The 18,456-nt window shown below is 42.4% G+C and carries 15 protein-coding genes; 13 read left to right on the top strand and 2 right to left on the bottom strand.

From position 1 onward, the window contains the following. The first annotated feature begins 377 nt into the window (after positions 1-377). From mrcB to purH, 6 genes are all read left to right on the top strand, one after another. The gene (gene mrcB / locus PCRYO_RS08405; protein ID WP_011513972.1) at positions 378-2,861 is read left to right on the top strand and encodes a penicillin-binding protein 1B; all 2,484 of its coding nucleotides are present in this window, start codon (positions 378-380) and stop codon (positions 2,859-2,861) included. A gap of 100 nt (positions 2,862-2,961) precedes the next feature. Beyond that, positions 2,962-3,834: a tetratricopeptide repeat protein gene (locus PCRYO_RS08410; protein WP_011513973.1), complete on the top strand. Its 873-nt coding sequence runs from the start codon at positions 2,962-2,964 to the stop codon at positions 3,832-3,834. A gap of 116 nt (positions 3,835-3,950) precedes the next feature. Beyond that, positions 3,951-4,877: a 50S ribosomal protein L11 methyltransferase gene (gene prmA / locus PCRYO_RS08415; RefSeq protein ID WP_011513974.1), complete on the top strand. Its 927-nt coding sequence runs from the start codon at positions 3,951-3,953 to the stop codon at positions 4,875-4,877. A 179-nt stretch (positions 4,878-5,056) separates the two neighbouring features. Then, complete coding sequence (locus PCRYO_RS08420) at positions 5,057-6,319, top strand: DUF3426 domain-containing protein (RefSeq protein ID WP_011513975.1); 1,263 nt, start codon at positions 5,057-5,059, stop codon at positions 6,317-6,319. Positions 6,320-6,534: 215 nt separating this feature from the next. Beyond that, positions 6,535-6,795, top strand: coding sequence for a DNA-binding transcriptional regulator Fis (gene fis, locus PCRYO_RS08425; RefSeq protein ID WP_088591987.1), 261 nt, complete (start codon positions 6,535-6,537; stop codon positions 6,793-6,795). A 201-nt stretch (positions 6,796-6,996) separates the two neighbouring features. Then, entirely contained in the window at positions 6,997-8,577 is a 1,581-nt protein-coding gene (gene purH / locus PCRYO_RS08430; protein ID WP_011513977.1) for a bifunctional phosphoribosylaminoimidazolecarboxamide formyltransferase/IMP cyclohydrolase, read from the top strand. Positions 8,578-8,703: 126 nt separating this feature from the next. Here the strand turns inward: purH and PCRYO_RS08435 are convergent, their stop codons facing one another. Both PCRYO_RS08435 and PCRYO_RS08440 read right to left on the bottom strand, forming a co-directional pair. After that, on the bottom strand, positions 8,704-10,578 hold the full coding sequence (locus PCRYO_RS08435; RefSeq protein ID WP_011513978.1) for a SurA N-terminal domain-containing protein: 1,875 nt from the start codon (positions 10,576-10,578) through the stop codon (positions 8,704-8,706). A 394-nt stretch (positions 10,579-10,972) separates the two neighbouring features. After that, positions 10,973-11,245 (bottom strand): HU family DNA-binding protein, encoded by a 273-nt coding sequence (locus PCRYO_RS08440; RefSeq protein ID WP_011513979.1) that lies wholly within the window; start codon positions 11,243-11,245, stop codon positions 10,973-10,975. Positions 11,246-11,755: 510 nt separating this feature from the next. Between PCRYO_RS08440 and PCRYO_RS08445 the strand changes: the two genes are divergently transcribed. The 7 genes from PCRYO_RS08445 (at position 11,756) to hscA (ending at position 18,438) form a co-directional block, all read left to right on the top strand. Further along, entirely contained in the window at positions 11,756-12,403 is a 648-nt protein-coding gene (locus tag PCRYO_RS08445) for a hypothetical protein (RefSeq protein WP_041753158.1), read from the top strand. Positions 12,404-12,785: 382 nt separating this feature from the next. Then, positions 12,786-13,298, top strand: coding sequence for an Rrf2 family transcriptional regulator (locus PCRYO_RS08450; RefSeq protein ID WP_011513981.1), 513 nt, complete (start codon positions 12,786-12,788; stop codon positions 13,296-13,298). Next, the gene (locus PCRYO_RS08455; protein ID WP_011513982.1) at positions 13,295-14,521 is read left to right on the top strand and encodes an IscS subfamily cysteine desulfurase; all 1,227 of its coding nucleotides are present in this window, start codon (positions 13,295-13,297) and stop codon (positions 14,519-14,521) included. The genes PCRYO_RS08450 and PCRYO_RS08455 overlap by 4 nt, the downstream gene beginning before the upstream one ends. A gap of 207 nt (positions 14,522-14,728) precedes the next feature. Then, complete coding sequence (gene iscU, locus PCRYO_RS08460) at positions 14,729-15,115, top strand: Fe-S cluster assembly scaffold IscU (protein ID WP_011513983.1); 387 nt, start codon at positions 14,729-14,731, stop codon at positions 15,113-15,115. 230 nt (positions 15,116-15,345) lie between these two features. Next, entirely contained in the window at positions 15,346-15,666 is a 321-nt protein-coding gene (iscA, locus tag PCRYO_RS08465; protein ID WP_011513984.1) for an iron-sulfur cluster assembly protein IscA, read from the top strand. Positions 15,667-15,726: 60 nt separating this feature from the next. Continuing rightward, positions 15,727-16,308, top strand: coding sequence for a Fe-S protein assembly co-chaperone HscB (gene hscB, locus PCRYO_RS08470; RefSeq protein ID WP_011513985.1), 582 nt, complete (start codon positions 15,727-15,729; stop codon positions 16,306-16,308). Positions 16,309-16,560: 252 nt separating this feature from the next. After that, a complete protein-coding gene (hscA, locus tag PCRYO_RS08475; protein ID WP_011513986.1) occupies positions 16,561-18,438 on the top strand; it encodes a Fe-S protein assembly chaperone HscA in 1,878 nt (625 codons plus the stop codon). Positions 18,439-18,456: the final 18 nt, after the last annotated feature.

An 18,456-nucleotide genomic window follows, 5' to 3' on the forward strand; every position in this document is an offset into this window, starting at 1 on the left:
AGCTTTAAATCAAGGCTCTATCATCTGATCTACTCGATATCGAGAAAACCATTATGTTTGATGTATATTGGTTAACTGACTACTATATTTGGGGCTACGCGACATTGATGGTTATGCTTATTTAAAATAGTGAGTGTTAATGCAAACCATTACTCTTATTCAAAATTGAGACAGTGTTACGACAATAAGAGGTGGCGGATACTTTCAAATAACCATCATTGCTTTTATAAAGATTATACTATAAGCACAGGCTCTCAGCAGTATAACTCCTGAGCGCTGAGAGCAAATGAATGCCTGCGTTGATGATGATAGATTGAAAAATTTGTCAATTTGCGTCATTATGAGGCAGTTTTTCATCCCAAAATGGTGTGTCATCAGTGCAAAAATCTAATTCTAAGCAACCACAGTCCTCTAAGCCTGCTATCAATACGCTACCTTCCCAGCAGCGCGGTGTGGTGTTTAGTAGTATTTTATTAATTGTTGTCATCGCTGGCATGGTGCTATTAGCACTATACTTGGTCAAACTTGATCGCACCATTACTCACAAGTTTGAGGGTAAACGCTGGGATATTCCTGCCAAAGTATATTCGCAGCCATTAGAGCTGTATCAAGGGGCCAACGTCGATAAAGACACGATGAAGAAATGGCTTGAGCTACTTAATTATCAAAGTGATAAAGCCTATGATCGCACGGGTACTTATCATAAATCGGGTAATACCTATTTTATTCATACACGTGGGTTTACTTATAGCGCTAATGATATAGATCAAGAGCAAGTCATCAAAATGACTATTGCTGGTGATAAGATTGAGTCAGTACAAAGTACTGTGGCGGCGAAAACCGGCATTATCCGTCTTGAACCGGTGAATATCGGTGGTATTTACCCAGATAGTAACGAAGACCGTATGGTTGTCTCGTTAGATCAAGTACCCCAGCCGCTTATTGATGCGCTGATAGCGACAGAAGATCGTGGTTTTTATGAACATAAAGGGGTATCGATACGTGGTATCGCTCGTGCAGTTATCAATAACTTCTCTGGTGGATCACGTCAAGGTGGCTCGACCATCACCCAGCAGCTGATCAAAAACTTTTATCTGAATTCAGACCGCACAATGAAGCGTAAAGCCAATGAAGCCTTGATGGCTGTGCTACTTGAGCTGCATTATAGTAAAGATGAGATTTTGCAAGCATATCTCAACGAGATTTATCTTGGTCAAAATGGCAAACGCTCTATTAATGGTTTTGGGTTGGCATCACAATTTTATTTTGATAAGCCTCTCAATGAGCTGCGCCTAGATCAGCAAGCATTGCTTGTCGGTATGGCAAAAGGACCGAGCGTTTATAATCCGCGCCGTCATCCAAACGATTCAAAGGCGCGTCGCGATGTTGTGCTTAGCAATATGTTGGCCGTCGGCTCGCTCAGTCAAGAAGACTACGATAAAGCATTAAAAAACTCACTTGGGGTAGTTGATAAGCCTGTTGAAGGTAAAAGCCAATTCCCTGACTTTTTAGATATCGTCAAGCGTGAACTAAATAAAGTCTATTATTCCGATGATCTCAAAAATGAAGGTCTGATTATCATCAGTACGATGGACCCTATTGCCCAGTTGGCAGCGGACAAAGCGGTTGAGAGAAAGCTTGGCGAGCTACGCCGTAGTGGTAGCAAAACCAAAGATTTACAAGGGGCACTGGTCAGTGCCAATCCTGAGACGGGTGAGCTGGTTTCTGTTGTCGGTAGCGGCAGCGAGTTTACTGGCTTTAACCGTGCGGTCGATGCCAAACGCCAAGTAGGCTCATTATTAAAGCCGATTATTTATATGACTGCTCTCGAAAGTGGTCGCTATAATTTGGCAAGTTCGGTTGATGACTCCCCTATTACGGTCAGTCTAAGCGACGGTACCGAATGGAATCCCAAAAACTATGACAATCGTGATCATGGCTACATACCCTTTACCACAGCGCTGTCGCAATCGTATAACCATAGTGCCGTACGCTTAGGGATGGAGTTTGGAGTCGACACCTTTGCCAAGCAATTAAAACGTATGGGCGTTAAAGAGAAAATACCTCCTTATCCTGCGGCATTATTGGGCTCAGTCAATCTAAGCCCGATGGACATGCTTGGGGTCTATCAAGTTTTTGCAACGGGTGGTTTCCGTACGCCTATTCATAGTATCCGTAGTGTGATTGATGATCGCGGTAGTATTTTGCAGCGCACAGGCTTAAATACTCAGCGCAGTATTCCGCCTGAGACCAACTTTTTGATTAATTATGCGTTGCAAGATGTCGTCAAGAACGGTACAGCTAGACGCGTGCAATCGCTTGGTAGCAATCTAAATCTTGCGGGCAAAACAGGTACTACCAATGATTACCGCGATGCGTGGTTTGCCGGTTATAGTGGCAACTATGTCAGCGTGGTTTGGGTTGGACGTGATGATAATAAACCGATTGGGCTTAGTGGCGGTAGCGGTGCTTTGCCAGTTTGGGTTGATTATATGAATCGTCTAAAACTGACACCTGTTGCGCTACCAGAGCCAGAAGGCATCGAATGGCTCTGGTTAGAGAACAACTCAGGCAAGCTGTCTAATGAGCGCTGTGCCAGCGCACGCTACTTGCCTGTTATGTCAGCATATTTGCCCCAAGAAGCCAGCAGCTGTGCGATTGGCTTATACCAACAGGATCGTGCGCGCGAGCAAATGCAGTGGCAAAATCAGCAAGGCGATATCAATAAGCAACGTCGCCGTGAAGGATTAGACATACCAGATGGTGAAGTTATTGATAATAATAGCAATGATGCCGAGCAAGACGGTGATACACCCAATCGTGTAGATACTTGGTATGATCGTGCTGTTGAATGGTTTTAGTGAACTGCTTCTATTTCAGTCGTGATAGCTGAAAATTTGACTTTAAAAGGTTAGTAGCTGAACGATTTTAAGATTTTTAAAACTTAGAAAGGGTTTTAATATGGCGTTATCTATATTGCAAGCGTTGTTGACTCAGCAGACGATTGAAGCTCAGTCCAAAAAACAGCCAAAGCATTTGCATACAGCTCTTTTAATTAGCGCTTGTTTTGGCATGCTAAGCTTGAGTGCTTGTCAGACTGCACCAACTTCAATAAAAGCGCCTTCTGCTCAAACCTTCCCATCAACCAGTAGTCAAAAAACGACGCAACCTGAACAATCCACAATAGTGACGCAAACCCCTCGCACTGATCATAGTGGTTATGAAAGTGTTGAGAGTACTGAAGCTGATAAGACTGACGATAATTATCCTATCGAGCCTTATCATCCACCTGCATCAATAGAGTCGCCAACGGAATCGGTAACAGAAAAGCCACCTGTAATCTTGGGGTCTAATCAAAGCACGAGTCAAACTCCGTTCGTAACTCAGCCTGATACCGTGATCCTCACGCCTGCTCGTGAAGATGAATTGATATATGTGCCATCTATCCCGTCGCATAATGAGCTACTAGAGCGTGCGCGGCAGAACTCGCAGCGCAGTCAGAAAACCACCAACAATAATAGCAACTTGCCCGCCTTTCGTAACCTGATGCAAGTGGGCACTGAGCAATTAAAGGCAGGTAATCTCAATAGCGCTGAGAGCAGCTTCACCCGAGCTCAGCGCCTAGCACCCAAATCATCAGCGGTATATTTTTATCTTGCGCAAGTGGCACTCAAAAAAAACCAGCCGCGTAAGGCTGAAGCAATGGGACGGCGTGGGCTTAGTGTTTCTCAAGACAGCAGTCGCCGCCGTGCGCTATGGCAAATTATTCTACAGTCTGGACAAGCACAAGGTAATGCACGGGTGATAAAAGAAGCCAAACAAGCATTACGCTAACCGTATTATCTTTTTGATTAACCATGACGACTGACTATATAAGCGCTAAAATAGGCTTTTATAGTCGGTCGTTAATTTTTATTATCTATTTTTTATTTTGAAACAAGGTTACTTTTATGGCATGGCAACAACTTCACTTACAATGTGAAAAAGACAACGTAGATCTTGCTGAAGCGCTATTACTAGAAGCAGGCGCGCTATCTATTGCACTTGATGATGCAGGCGACCAACCTTTATTTGAGCCACTTCCTGGTGAATCACCACTATGGGACGAGGTAATTTTAACAGGGCTCTTCGATGCTACGATAGAGACTGGAACTCGTGATGTTATCGAGCAACTCAGTCATGAGATTGCAGCCCAAGTACAGGCGAGCCGTAGTTGGGTAAGTGCTGTCGATGACAAAGATTGGGAGCGTGAATGGATGTCCAATTACAAACCCATTGAGTGTGCCAATGACTTGTGGATTGTACCTAATTGGCTGACTCCGCCCAATCCTGAAGCGACAAACATCATAATGGATCCAGGCTTGGCATTTGGTACTGGCTACCATGCGACCACTCGCCTATGTCTTGATTGGCTAACTGAGCAGGACCTTACAGACAAAGTAGTGATTGATTATGGTTGCGGCTCAGGTATCTTGGGTATCGCCGCCTTATTGTTAGGCGCGCGTCATGTTTATGCCGTAGATATTGATCCTCAAGCGGTACTGGCAACCAATCAAAATGCGGCACGCAACTCGGTCGACAATCGTTTGCAAGCGTTTTTACCAGAGGATTTCACTGCCTTTTGGCAACAGCAAAATATAGCGCCTGTAGCAGTGATGGTTGCCAATATTTTAGCCAAGCCACTGATAGGTCTAGCGCCTTATTTTGTCACCTTGATGGCACCAAAAAGTCGCATCGTCCTTGCCGGTTTGATTGAATCACAAACTGAGCAAGTGACCGAAGCGTATCAGCCTTATTTTGCGCTTGATCCTAAGCATGCTTTTACTGCACAAGAAGATCAACATTGGCAGCGATTGTCTGGTACATTTACAGGCTAGCAACATTAAATTACATCTGTTACGATAGAGTAGTAGTTAAATGTTGTGTATTTGGCGCTACTCTAGAGTTGCCTGTAGTTTATAATTAATAATACTTCAACAATGACATTGAAGTAATTGGCAGCGGTTGGTGAGTGGCTATACGGTATTCCTACTGATACCTTTTTGGATTCAACTCTATGACCACACCTATTAAAACCCAGTGTCCTCATTGTCATACCATTTTTAATATAAAAAATACCCAGTTAAATCAAAAAACCGCGACAGTCTGTTGTGAACATTGCCAGCAAATGTTTTTGGTGAATAACAATCTTATCGTCACTGCTGATATAGACAGCAATCATAAGCTGACAGGTACAGAAGTTTCTAGCGAGCGTGATAAGAAAATTAATGACAGAACCTCTCATAAGAAACATTCTATTTTAGCTGCTGCAAACTCAAATGATACAGATATCCTAATTCATGACGATATGATACATGATGACATGATTCATGACGATATCGATATTGATATTGAGGCATCTGCTGACAAGAGTCTAGAATACGACTCACTAGATAGTATGGATGCGTGGCTTACACAAGCCACTGATAACAATAACGCTACCCAAAGCGCTCTATCAGCAAGAAGTACTGCGAAAAAATTAGATAAACATTCAGATACATCTATTGATTTATTTGAAGAAACTTCTACCTCTACTAAGCATTCAAACCGTTCTCCTTCATCCGCAGAAGTGGCTTTAAGCTCAACGGCGGCTAACAGTATTCATGCCAATATTGATAATGATGCTGATGACTCGTGGCTCGAAAAACTGCTGAAAGAACAGCACCCACCCGAAGATACGCCAACCAATGATACTGATTTATCGCAATTACTCATTAGTATGGGCGTCGACTTTAAAGAGGAAGACCGTAGTAAAGCGGCATATGCCAAAAGATTACAAGCGCAAGCCAAATTCTCACCAACACCATCCCATCGTTCAGTAGCTTCATTACTATGGACAGTAGGCTGTTTGGTGCTAGTACTACTACTTTTTGCTCAGTACATTATGTTTAACTTAAATAACTTAGTTAAAAATCCTGCACATGCTCAGCGCTTACAGACGATATGTACGATTGCAGCTTGCAGCCTGCCCAGTGCTGACTTGACTGCATTAACTCTGAGTGATATCAGATACCGAGCCGGTCAAATAAACAGTGCAGCTGATTCTAGTGATATAAGTGCTACTCTAAATAACCAAAGCTCACAAGCACAGCTATATCCTAATATAAAAGTCAGTGTATATGGTGCCCATGCGCTGATTGGTGAGTTTATCGCTCCACCAGATAAGTACTTGGTTGGTAAACAAAGTCAATTAGCTTCTAATGGTCGTAAGCAGTTACTCTTTACGGTACCTATTGCCAATGCTCAAATTAGTAAAATTGCTATTAATCCCATTTACTGATGTTCGCTGACTGATATTAGCTCATTACCTCATCTTCTTAAGATGATCGCTGCTGATTTTGATATAATAGCCAACGAGAGCCTCATGGTTTTACTCTTTAACCCCAAGGACATTATCTTATGACACCACAGGCACAGTACAATGCCAGTCATGTTAACAAAAGCGCTGGTAATCTTGATTATTATGAAGAGGACTACCATCGCTCAATCCGTAATGTGGAATCTGCTTTAGATGACACAGGTCATGCGCATGAGCCATTACGGATACATGTTGAACGCGTGGTGCGTCAATATTTTGCAATGTTAGGTGATGAGATACCAACTGACTTATATGAGCTTATTTTAAAAGAGATAGAGCAACCTTTGCTGTCTGTGGTACTAGAAAAAAGCCGTGGTAATCAAACCAAGTGTGCACAGATTTTAGGTCTAAATCGCGGTACACTACGCAAAAAGCTCAAAATATATGGTTTAATGTAATACTATAAATAATGTTTTTGATACATCTGACTTATTAATAAGTACCATCAATCCTATTTATGAAACGCTTACCTACCCTAACTGATATTATGTATGGCAGTTTGTAGTTTATGATCTTATCACTCACGATATGTTCTATACTGATTGTCATTGTTACCTTGCCAGACGTTTACGTCAGGCTTTTTTTATGGAAATTTTTTTATGAGTAAAGCCCCACTAGCACTACTGTCGGTCTCCAATAAATCCAATATCGTTGAGTTCGCTCAAGGTCTGATTAAAGCAGGTTTTGGTCTGTTATCGACTGGCGGTACTTTCCGTTTGCTAACAGAGCATAATGTCGCTGTCACCGAAGTATCAGACTATACGGGTTTCCCTGAGATGATGGATGGTCGGGTTAAAACGCTTCATCCCAAGATTCACGGTGGCATTTTGGGACGCCGCGGCACAGATGATGCGGTGATGAGTGAGCACGCGATTGAGCGTATTGATTTGGTAGTCGTAAACCTTTATCCATTTGCAGAAACGATTGCCCGTAGTGACGTTACCATGAATGATGCCATCGAAAATATCGATATTGGCGGACCTACGATGGTGCGTTCAGCGGCAAAGAATCATGCACACGTTGGTATTGTGACTGATCCAGCTGATTATACGCGTGTACTTGAAGCATTAGGAGATGGGACGACATTAACCCATGCCTTACGCTACGATTTAGCGGTCAAAGCGTTTGAGCATACGGCACAATACGACGGGATGATTGCCAACTTCTTAGGCAGCCGTGTTAACGAGAATCAAGAGCCGGAAGATTTTTCACGTACCTTTAACGTTCAGCTAGAAAAAGTGCAAGACCTGCGCTACGGTGAAAACCCGCATCAAAAAGCAGCGTTCTATGTTGAAAACAACGCTTTAAAAAGCAAGCAAGCATCTATTGCTACTGCTAAGCAATTGCAAGGCAAAGCATTGTCTTATAACAATATCGCCGATACTGATGCCGCGCTTGAATGTGTGAAAGCTTTTAGTACGCCTGCCTGTGTGATTGTCAAGCATGCCAACCCTTGCGGCGTTGCTGTCGACACTGATCAAGTAGCAGCATATCGCACTGCCTTTAGCACCGATCCTGAATCTTCTTTTGGCGGCATTATCGCTTTTAACCGCCCGTTAACACTTGCCGCTGCTAAAGCCATTATCGACAATCAGTTTGTTGAAGTCATTATTGCCCCAAGCATTGAAGACGGTGTCCTTGAAGCGACAGCTAGCAAGAAAAACGTTCGCGTTTTGGTCTGCGGCGACTTGCCAGCACCTGAGTTACGTGACCGCCAGCTTGATTATAAGCGCGTCAATGGGGGCTTACTGGTGCAAGAGCAAGATTTAGGGTTAATTACTGCCAATGATTTAAAAATCGTCACAGACGTACAACCAACTGAAGCACAAATTGCTGATTTACTGTTTAGCTGGAACGTTGCAAAATACGTTAAATCTAACGCCATCGTTTATGCTAAAGGTCAGCGTACCATTGGTGTCGGCGCAGGTCAGATGAGCCGTGTTAACTCAGCCCGTATCGCTGCTATTAAAGCGGAGCACGCCGGACTTGCAACCGAAGGCGCGGTTATGGCATCTGATGCTTTCTTCCCATTCCGTGATGGTATCGATAATGCTGCCGAAGTAGGTATCGCAGCGATCATCCAACCAGGTGGCTCTATGCGTGATGATGAAACCATTGCTGCGGCAAATGAGCACGGTATCGCCATGGTATTCACGGGTATGCGTCATTTCCGTCATTAATTCATTATCAATTATTATCAGTATTAAAAATGCTTACCCTTGAATAAAAAAAGCCACTGTATGATTACAGTGGCTTTTTTAATGGTTAAAAATAGCTTTATTTAAAATGGATAGCGCACAAAGTACTTATCGCCCTTGAGCATTTTCCATATTGGCTTTATTAATCTCAACCTTATACACCAAACGCAAATAGTCTAAGTAATCTTGTAGCTGATCTTGGCCTAAATTATCACGGATAATCGCTGCCGTTTGCGCTCTTTGGGCGGCAGATAATGGTGATTGCTGCTCTGTTTTGATACGGTCACCAACCAATACCGTTGCGCCCATTTCTGTTTTACTTGCTACGGCAACCACACCGTTCTCAGGTGCTTGCTTACTAAACGCTAAGCCGCGCTCTTTTTCTGTCAGCTGCGTAGTCTGACGATTGATCTCACCAAGCGCTTGGAATGTTACCCCTTGCTTATTGATATCAGCGGTAGTCTTAATACCAGCCGCAAGTTTTTTCGCATCATTTAATGCCAATTCACTAGCCTTTTGCTGACGTAATAACTGCGTGATTCTAGGCGTCGCAGCAGTTAAGGACAATGTTTTGGTAGGACGATAGTTACTTGGCTGTACCCATACTGTGCCATTACCAACTTCGATACCAGCGGTGACCGCTTGGTCTTGAATGGTAAACTCATCAAACGCTTGTTTAATCACCGCTGGCTGGGCAAGGACAGATTTATTGTTCTCTTTGCGATAATCTTTAAGACGTTTTAATGACACATTTTCTTGCTGAGCAATATCTTCAATACTAAACCCATCTGCGGCTAAATCGTTAATCGCCGTTACTTTGTCAGCGTAGATTTCTTGACGCTTGTACTCTTTTGCTTTGGCTATCAAATCATCACGCATACTCTCAAGGCTTGGTATCTTGTTACCATTATCTTCAGTCACCGTAAATATCTGATAACCAAAGCTGGTCTTCACCGGTACGCTGATATCGCCTACACTCAAACCTTCTAACGCTTTTTCTACTGCTGCAGCGTCATTGCCAAATACTGAGGGATTAAAGCGTCCGATATCGCCGCCTGTTTCGCCGGATGGATCATCTGACTCAGCTTTAGCAACCTTCGCAAAGGCTTCACCTTTGGCAAGACGCGCTTTAATTTTATCAGCACGTGCTTTGGCATCGCTACCAGTTAATAAGATTTGGCTGATCTTACGCTCATCGACGACGGCAAGGCTTTGCTTATAGGCTTCGTACTGCTGCTGTAAGTCCTCTTTAGTGACCTCGTTTACTTGGATGGTCTGAGGGCTAAGCTGCAAGTAAGCCAAATCGACCATAGCAGCGCTCTTTAGCGTGTCTTTATTGGCATCATAATATGCTTGAATGTCATTTTTACTCAATTTAACTTTTGACACATAATCTTGCCAGTTAAAACGATGTAGCCAAATATTGCGTGCCTCTAGCTGCAAATTAATCAGTTGACTGACTGCTTTCATCGGATAGGCAGCAGTACCAACGATACTAGCATTCAGCTGATCTAAGCTCAACTGATTGCGGAACTCATCAAACAGCTGATTTTTTGTCATATTGCGTTGACGTAAAAAGCTTGCAAACTGATCATTTGAAAACTCGCCATCTGCACCTTTAAAGATCTCTTCTTGACGCAACAGACGATTGATGGTGTCATCAGAGACGGTCATACCAAGCTTGCCAGCCTGCTGCTCTAGCAAGGTGCGGTCAATCAGACCTTTTAACACTTGCTCATGTAGCACATCTTCATTTAATAAACTGGCATCATCAACTTGGTCTAAAAGCTCAGTACGGCGATTGTTTACTGCCGTTTGATACTCTGATAGGCCGATACTCGCTTCCCCTACCTGAGCGATCTGATTGGGATCGACATTACCCCCAAAGTAACTTTCGACGCCCAATAGAGCGAGCGGCGATAGGCATAAAATCAATAAAATGCGACCCGGCCAGCTTTTTAAGAAATCGCGCAATTTATCCATAGTTATCTCTGCTTTATTAACCTATATTGATGAAAAACCATTGTAATACTATTAATAATATCAACGCTCTACAAGCTGGCAATGGTAAGAAAATGGTAAAACTAAGAAAGGGTGCATTTTATTATCGTTGCTCAAGGCGGATAACACCGTCTTTGTTCGAACAACATCTCTGTCGCGCGCCCTATGATACGTGATTTTTGATGCATACTCAAAATATTCAGACGATATAATACAAACCACAGCACTAAAAAAAGCACCTATTATCTAGGTGCTTTTTTGATGGGTCGCTCATAGCTGTTATGAGCCATCACTTTTTATCACTTTACCGTCAACAGACGCCGTTCTTATTCGTGTATCACGCCATAAGGTGCGACTGTCTTTAAATAGATACGGCCTAGTTCAAGCGTTCTTTTAGGTTTTTACCAGCTTTAAAGCTTGGTACTTTGCTGGCTGGGATACTTAGCTCTTCACCAGTCTTAGGGTTACGGCCAGTACGTGCTTTACGGTCTTTTACGCTAAAAGTACCAAAACCAACTAGTGAAATGCTATCGCCAGCTTCTAGAGCTTCGCCAACGCTTTCCATAACTGCGTTCAATGCATCGCCAGCTTGAGTTTTATTTAGACCACTTTTCTCAGCAATGCTATCAATTAATTCTGACTTATTCATAAAATTTCCTTCAAGTTTTAGGGGGTAAAAAAACGCTCACGCCAAGCATTGTATCGCTCTCAGAGCACTTAAGCAATAAAAACCACTTGGCTCATGCATAAACAGGTTTTGCTTTGTTATCGCCTTTATAGCAAGGCAACATAAGGAGCGCAAGCAATTTTACATATTTTTGTGCACTCTACAACGTATTTGACACCCAATGTTACCTAAAGCTGCTGCAATATGATGACAAAAACGCTATTTTAGCTTTCAATTTGTGTCTTAGCTTTTATTTACTGAACGCTTATCTAGACGCTGATGTTTATCAACGTCAACTATAAACTGTGATAGTTAATGCATGAAATAAAAGAATTATTGTCAGGTAATAATTTTGCAACTGACAGAAACCCGCGTTACTTTTTATCATAAAGGCGTTACTATAAGCGCAATGTCATTGCACACTTTAGGTCGGTTTCAACCCTTACTTATCTTATTATGTTTTATTTGAACAATAAAAAACGGATTATCTACATGAAGCGTTCTACGTTGTCTCACTCTTTTCTTAATGTCATTTTGGTGTTTATCGAATCGGCGCTGACCCTATTGTTACGTTTAGATCCAGAACTCCGTAAAGCCGCTTATCCACTTGCTAAGCAAGAAACTGTCGTTGCGCTTAGATTATATCTACCACACGTAGAGGTGTTCGCTACTTTTAGTACCAAAGGCGTGTTATTAGATGACAGGCTACCTATTGGTCGCAGTGAGCCTGATGTCGTGATCAATGCTTATAGCCTGCAAGTGATTAATGCTATTACCACGCATGATAGTGAAACAACTGAAAAGCTGCAAATGCGTGGTGAAACGGTACAGGTTCAGCTGGTTAAGCAATTTATTATGCAGCTTGGTCTAGGTAGCTTAATTCAAGGCTTAATCAAAAAGATTAAGGGCGGTAAAAGCAAGCCCAAGCCGACCGAAGCGGAAATGGCAGATAAAAAAGAAAGCTATAAGCTACGTATTAAAGAACAGCAGATCGAAATTACTACTTTGACCATCAAAAATCGTGAGCTCGAAACCGCTGTCAAAGAGCTGCAAAGCAAACAAAAGACTTTTATCATCACGACAATAATTGCTTCTATCATTGCTCTTACTGCCATCATTGCACTCTTTGTAATGAATTAATGTTCAAAAAATAATCTGATGTATAGATGATTTTTTGAAAATATCTCTTAAAAGCGTTTGATATGGCCTATCGTCTATCAAGCGCTTTTTTCGTTTTATCACCAATCATTGTTTTTATCAATCATCGTCATTAATATCACTAACCATTCAACCACACTTTAATCTTGACTAAATTACTCGGGATTGAGTATAATTACCTTATCGTTGCACACATCGGGTAAACCATCTGTTGTTTAATAACGATAATACACACTTAGTCGACAGATGATTTTTCTTATTAGCAGCATAGCTATTTATATGTGACTGGCTATCTCTTAACCATCTGACCGATACTAAGATCGTTGTTAAATAAAATTATCCTTAAAAAGTTTGGAGATAACACATGCGTTTAACTACTCGAGGCAGATATGCCGTGACCGCTTTGCTAGATTTGGCATTACAAACCAGCCAACAAGAAAGCGCGGTGTCTTTATCCGATATTGCCAAGCGACAATCCATTTCTATATCCTACCTCGAGCAGTTATTCTCAAAACTTCGTAAGCGTGGTTTGGTCACTAGTATTCGCGGCGCAGCAGGTGGCTATTATTTAGCAAAGCCACTTGATCAGATTGATGTGATGAGTATCATCTCTGCTGTCGATGAATCGGTCAATGCCATGCAGTGTGAAGGACGCGGCGACTGCCAAGGTGGTACAATGTGTCTGACCCATGATTTGTGGTGTGCATTATCAAATCATGTAGAGCAGTACTTGAAAAATATAACATTAGCGCAATTATTAAACATGGAGCACGTGCAGTCTGTATCAGATCGGCAGCACAGCGATGCTCTAAAAGATATTTCTATAAAAGACATTAACACTATTACTTTATCGACCAGCGAGGCAAACCCAGCATGAGCCAACATAACACCCTTATATATTTAGATTATGCCGCCACGACGCCAGTTGCTAAGTCAGTCGCTGCCAAGATGAGCGAATATCTGACGGTAGATGGCATCTTTGGTAACCCAGCATCACGCTCGCATGGCTACGGCTGGCAAGCAGAAGAGGCGGTAGAAACGGCTCGTCAGCAAGTTGCTGAAGTCATCAATGCTGATCCTCGCGAAATCGTCTTTACCTCTGGTGCGACAGAATCTGATAACTTAGCCATCAAAGGTGCTGCTCATTTTTATCAGTCTCGTGGTAAGCATATTATTACCAGTAAAATTGAGCACAAAGCGGTATTAGATACCTGCCGTGAACTTGAGCAAGAAGGTTTTGAAATTACGTATCTTGAGCCGCAGCCAAGCACTGGCATGATTTTACCAGAGCAAGTAAAAGAAGCTCTGCGTGAAGATACTATCTTAGTGTCTCTCATGATGGTGAATAATGAGCTTGGTACAATTACTGATGTTGCAGCGATTGGTGAAATCACACGTGAAGCGGGTGTTGTTTTTCACGTTGATGGCGCACAGTCTGTTGGTAAAGTACTTATCAATCTTGCAGAGATGAAAATTGACCTAATGAGTTTCTCAGGTCATAAGGCTTATGGTCCTAAAGGTATTGGTGCTCTATTCGTTAGTCGTAAGCCACGTATTCGCCTAAAAGCCGAGCAGCATGGTGGTGGTCATGAGCGCGGTATGCGTTCAGGTACTTTGCCGACTCACCAGATCGTAGGTCTTGGCGCAGCATTTGAGTTAGCTAATCAGCGCTATCAAGAAGACCATGCCCATGCGGCAAAATTACGCCAAAAACTGTGGGATGGTCTACAAGATATCGAAGAGATTTATCTAAACGGTGATTTAGAAAACAGCGTACCTAATATTGTAAATATCAGCTTTAACTTTGTTGAAGGCGAATCCCTGATGATGTCGCTAAAAGACTTAGCTGTCTCATCAGGTTCAGCTTGTACGTCAGCGACTCTTGAGCCATCTTATGTCTTGCGCGCTATTGGTCGCCCAGACGAGTTGGCACATAGCTCAATCAGATTTAGCTTTGGTCGCTACACTACTGAAGAAGACATTGATACGGTTATCACTCAGATGCATCAAGCTGTTGATAAATTACGTGCGCTATCGCCACTTTGGGATATGTATCAAGAAGGTGTTGATTTAGACTCAGTAGAATGGTCTGAGCACTAATACTACATTTAAGCTTTATAATTTAAAAAATAATGGCAACAGCGATATTTTTATTTACTTTTTCTACTAAACATAAAAATATCGCCATAGCTAATGAATCAGACAATTATACATTAAGTGTTTGACCCCAATTATCGATGAGCCAGTAACCCATTAACAACGACAGTCATTAAATGACAGCTCATCATCTAACCAGGAGAAAACCCCATGGCCTATAGTGACCAAGTTATTGATCATTACGAAAATCCACGCAACGTTGGCAATCTTGATAAAAATGCCAAAAACGTCGGCACTGGTATGGTCGGCGCACCAGCCTGTGGTGATGTTATGCGTTTACAAATCCAAGTCGATGATAACGGTATTATCGAAGATGCACGCTTCAAAACTTACGGTTGTGGTTCAGCCATTGCGTCAAGCTCGCTCGTTACTGAGTGGCTAAAAGGCAAAAGCTTGGATCAAGCTGGTGAAATTAAGAACAGTCACATTGCTGAAGAATTGGCATTGCCACCAGTAAAAGTGCATTGCTCAGTCCTTGCAGAAGATGCAATTAAAGCGGCTATTAGCGACTATAAAGGCAAGCATGTTCCTGCCTGAGCCCAGTCGTCGTTAAAATGACCAGCCATATTAAATAGTGTATAAGCTGTTTAATATATATTGTTTAGCAACTTGTTCTCTGTATGAAAGCGCAAGCTGCCAAAAAGCGGCTAACGCCAAGGAGGTGACAATGACGCTTATGTAATTGTCACCTTTTATTTATTTCGTTATTTATTTCGTTATTTATTTTGAATTTTTATCCCTATTATTGATAGTCAATGGGAGTTGGCATGATTGAAATGACAGAACGCGCCGCTCAGCATGTGCGTGAGTTTTTGGACAATCGCGGTAAAGGCGAAGGCATACGCGTGGGTATTCGCACGGCAGGATGTTCAGGCTTGGCTTATGTGTTAGAGTTCGTCGACACCCCTGATGAAAACGATACTCGCTATGAGAGTCTTGGTGTCAGTATTTTTATTGACCCTAAAAGCTTGGTATATCTCGATGGTCTATTAATGGATTATGAAAAAGAAGGTCTCAATGAAGGCTTTAAATTCAGTAATCCTAACCAGAAAGGCGAATGTGGCTGCGGTGAGTCTTTTACGGTGTAACCGTTTTTACTATACAAAATAGAAGTCCTTAAAATAATAAATAAAATAAAGGCAGACGATATGACAGACAACGTATTAGAACCACAGTTTGATAATTTTTTTGCCTTATTTGAGCAGCCTGTACAGTTTGAGGTTGTACAAGACAATTTGGATCAGCGTTTACGTTTTTTGCAAAAACGCTATCATCCTGACAATGTCGCAAAAAATATAGCCAATATTGCAAAAGCACAGCAGCAATCTGAGCAAGCATCAGCGCTTATTAATCAGGGCTATCAAACTCTGAGTTCGCCTGATAGTCGAGCCAGCTACTTGTTAGATATGGCAGGTCAAGCGCAAAGTCTAGAGCATTCCATCGCAGATCTGGACTTCTTAGAAGATGCTATGGAAATGCGCATGGATTTAGACGACGCTATTGGTGCTCAAGATATAGCAACGCTAAAGCAGTTACATCCACAGATTACAGAACGTCTAGCAAAGCAGTCAGCAAACTTTAAAAACGCTTATGAGACTCAAAACTGGCAAACCGCCATTGATTCTACCCAAAAGCTGAAATTTCTGGTGAAGTTAAATGCTGACGTCGTGACAGCCATTGATGGAATGTCGGCAGCTACACATTTAGATGATGATGATTTATATGTGTAATTAATGCGCTTATTAGTAGCGTTATTATTGAATATAATAATAACGGCTCAATTTATAATACGTTTCAAAAGTTTTAAAAAGCGACGGTTAAAGTAAGAGCAATTATCTCGTATAATCTTGACTCTAAAAGCCTTTAATGGCTAGTTTCTATATCCAAACATTTATAGAAAAACTATTTTATGTTGTACTAACCATAGTCTATTTATCGTCTTTGTATCATTTCACTTATTCATTTTATCTTTGAGTTATCTTATGTCCTTAATGCAAATTGCTGAACCCAATCAAAGCACCCGACCTCACGAGCATCGTTTTGGCCTAGGCATTGACCTTGGTACCACGCGATCATTGGTCGCCGTGGTACGCTCAGGCAAAGCTCAAGTTTTGCAAGCAAGCACAGCGACAGATACCTTGTTGCCTTCTGTGGTGTATTATCCAAGTGAAGGTAGCCCATTGGTTGGTTCGGACGCCCTCGCCCACGTAGTAGATGATCCAAAAAATACCATTATTTCAGCCAAGCGCTTTATGGGTCGTAGCCAAGCTGATATCAAATTCTCTCATCCTTATGAGCTAAGCGGTGGCAAAGATGAAATGCCAGCTTTTGTCACTGCGCAAGGAGCCGTATCTCCTGTTGAAGTGTCAGCGCGTATCTTAGCAGCGCTAGAACAGCGTGCTGCTCACGCATTGCCTGAGGATAGCATTCAAGGTGCGGTCATTACCGTGCCTGCCTATTTTGATGAAGCACAGCGTCAAGCTACTAAAGACGCCGCTCAAGCAGCTGGCATCAAGGTACTGCGTCTGTTGAACGAACCTACTGCAGCTGCGGTTGCTTATGGACTCGACCAAGCAACTGATGCAGGTATCGAGAAACATTACCTTATCTATGATTTGGGCGGCGGTACGTTTGATGTGTCGATTTTGAAACTAAACGATGGCGTTTTTGAGGTGCTAGCGACAGGTGGTAATAGTGCACTTGGTGGTGATGATATCGATCGCTTATTGACCAATTGGCTGATCAAGCAGTTAAATATTGATCCTAAAGACGTCAGCCTGCATGACAAGTCGATACTCGCCCAACAAGCCAAAGCTTATAAACAAGCACTGACGGATACTGAGCAAGTCGATATTGATATCGTCGTGAATGAGCAATCTTTTAAGGGCATATTGCGCCGTGAAGATTTATTAGTCATTGTAGACCCAGTGAGTCGCCGCACCTTGAGCGTTTGCGAACAAGTATTACGTGATGCCAAAATTTCAACATCTGACTTAGATGAAGTTATTTTAGTTGGCGGCTCGACCCGCATGCCTGCTGTTAAACAAGTGGTTACTGATTTTTTTGCAAAGCAGCCACTTTGTCGATTAAATCCAGATGAAGTCGTTGCTTTAGGTGCGGCACAAACTGCACATCAATTGGTCAACGGTGATAGTGATAATAATTTATTGTTGTTAGATATCACTCCGCTATCGCTTGGTCTTGAAACCATGGGCGGTTTGGTTGAAGTGCTTATCCCGCGTAATACCCCTATTCCAGTTAAGAAACGCCAAATATTTACCACTTATCAAGATGGCCAGACTGGCATGGTGATTCATGTGGTACAAGGTGAGCGCGAGACTGTCGATAACTGCCGCTCACTGGGACGCTTTGAGCTATACGGTATTCCGCCTATGAAAGCGGGATTTGCGCGAATCGAAGTGACTTTTAGCATTGATGCTAATGGGCAACTGACAGTGAGTGCACAAGAAACCACTACCAAGACCGAAAGTAAAATTGAGATTGTGCCCTCTTATGGCTTGTCTGATGAACAAAAAGAACAGTTACTCATTGCAGGATTTAAATACGCTGAAGAAGACAAAAACGCGCGCTCATTGATTGAAACCAAGGTTGAATCAGAACGTGAGATACTGGCACTGCAATCGGCATTGAAAGATTTTGACGCTTTACTTTCAGAAGATGCTAAGCAGTCTTTGGCACACACTATGCAAGACTTGCAAGCTGCGCTTGATACCAATGACTTAACCCTTATTGATGCAAAAAAGCTGGCGCTTAAACCGCATAGCGACGCCTTTGCTGCTCTTATCATGAATCAAAGCGTCAAGACCAGTATGGCAGGTACCAGCGCCAAAGACTGGTAAAAGAAATGCTTTACTATA

Source organism: Psychrobacter cryohalolentis K5, from assembly GCF_000013905.1.
Lineage (GTDB): Bacteria > Pseudomonadota > Gammaproteobacteria > Pseudomonadales > Moraxellaceae > Psychrobacter > Psychrobacter cryohalolentis.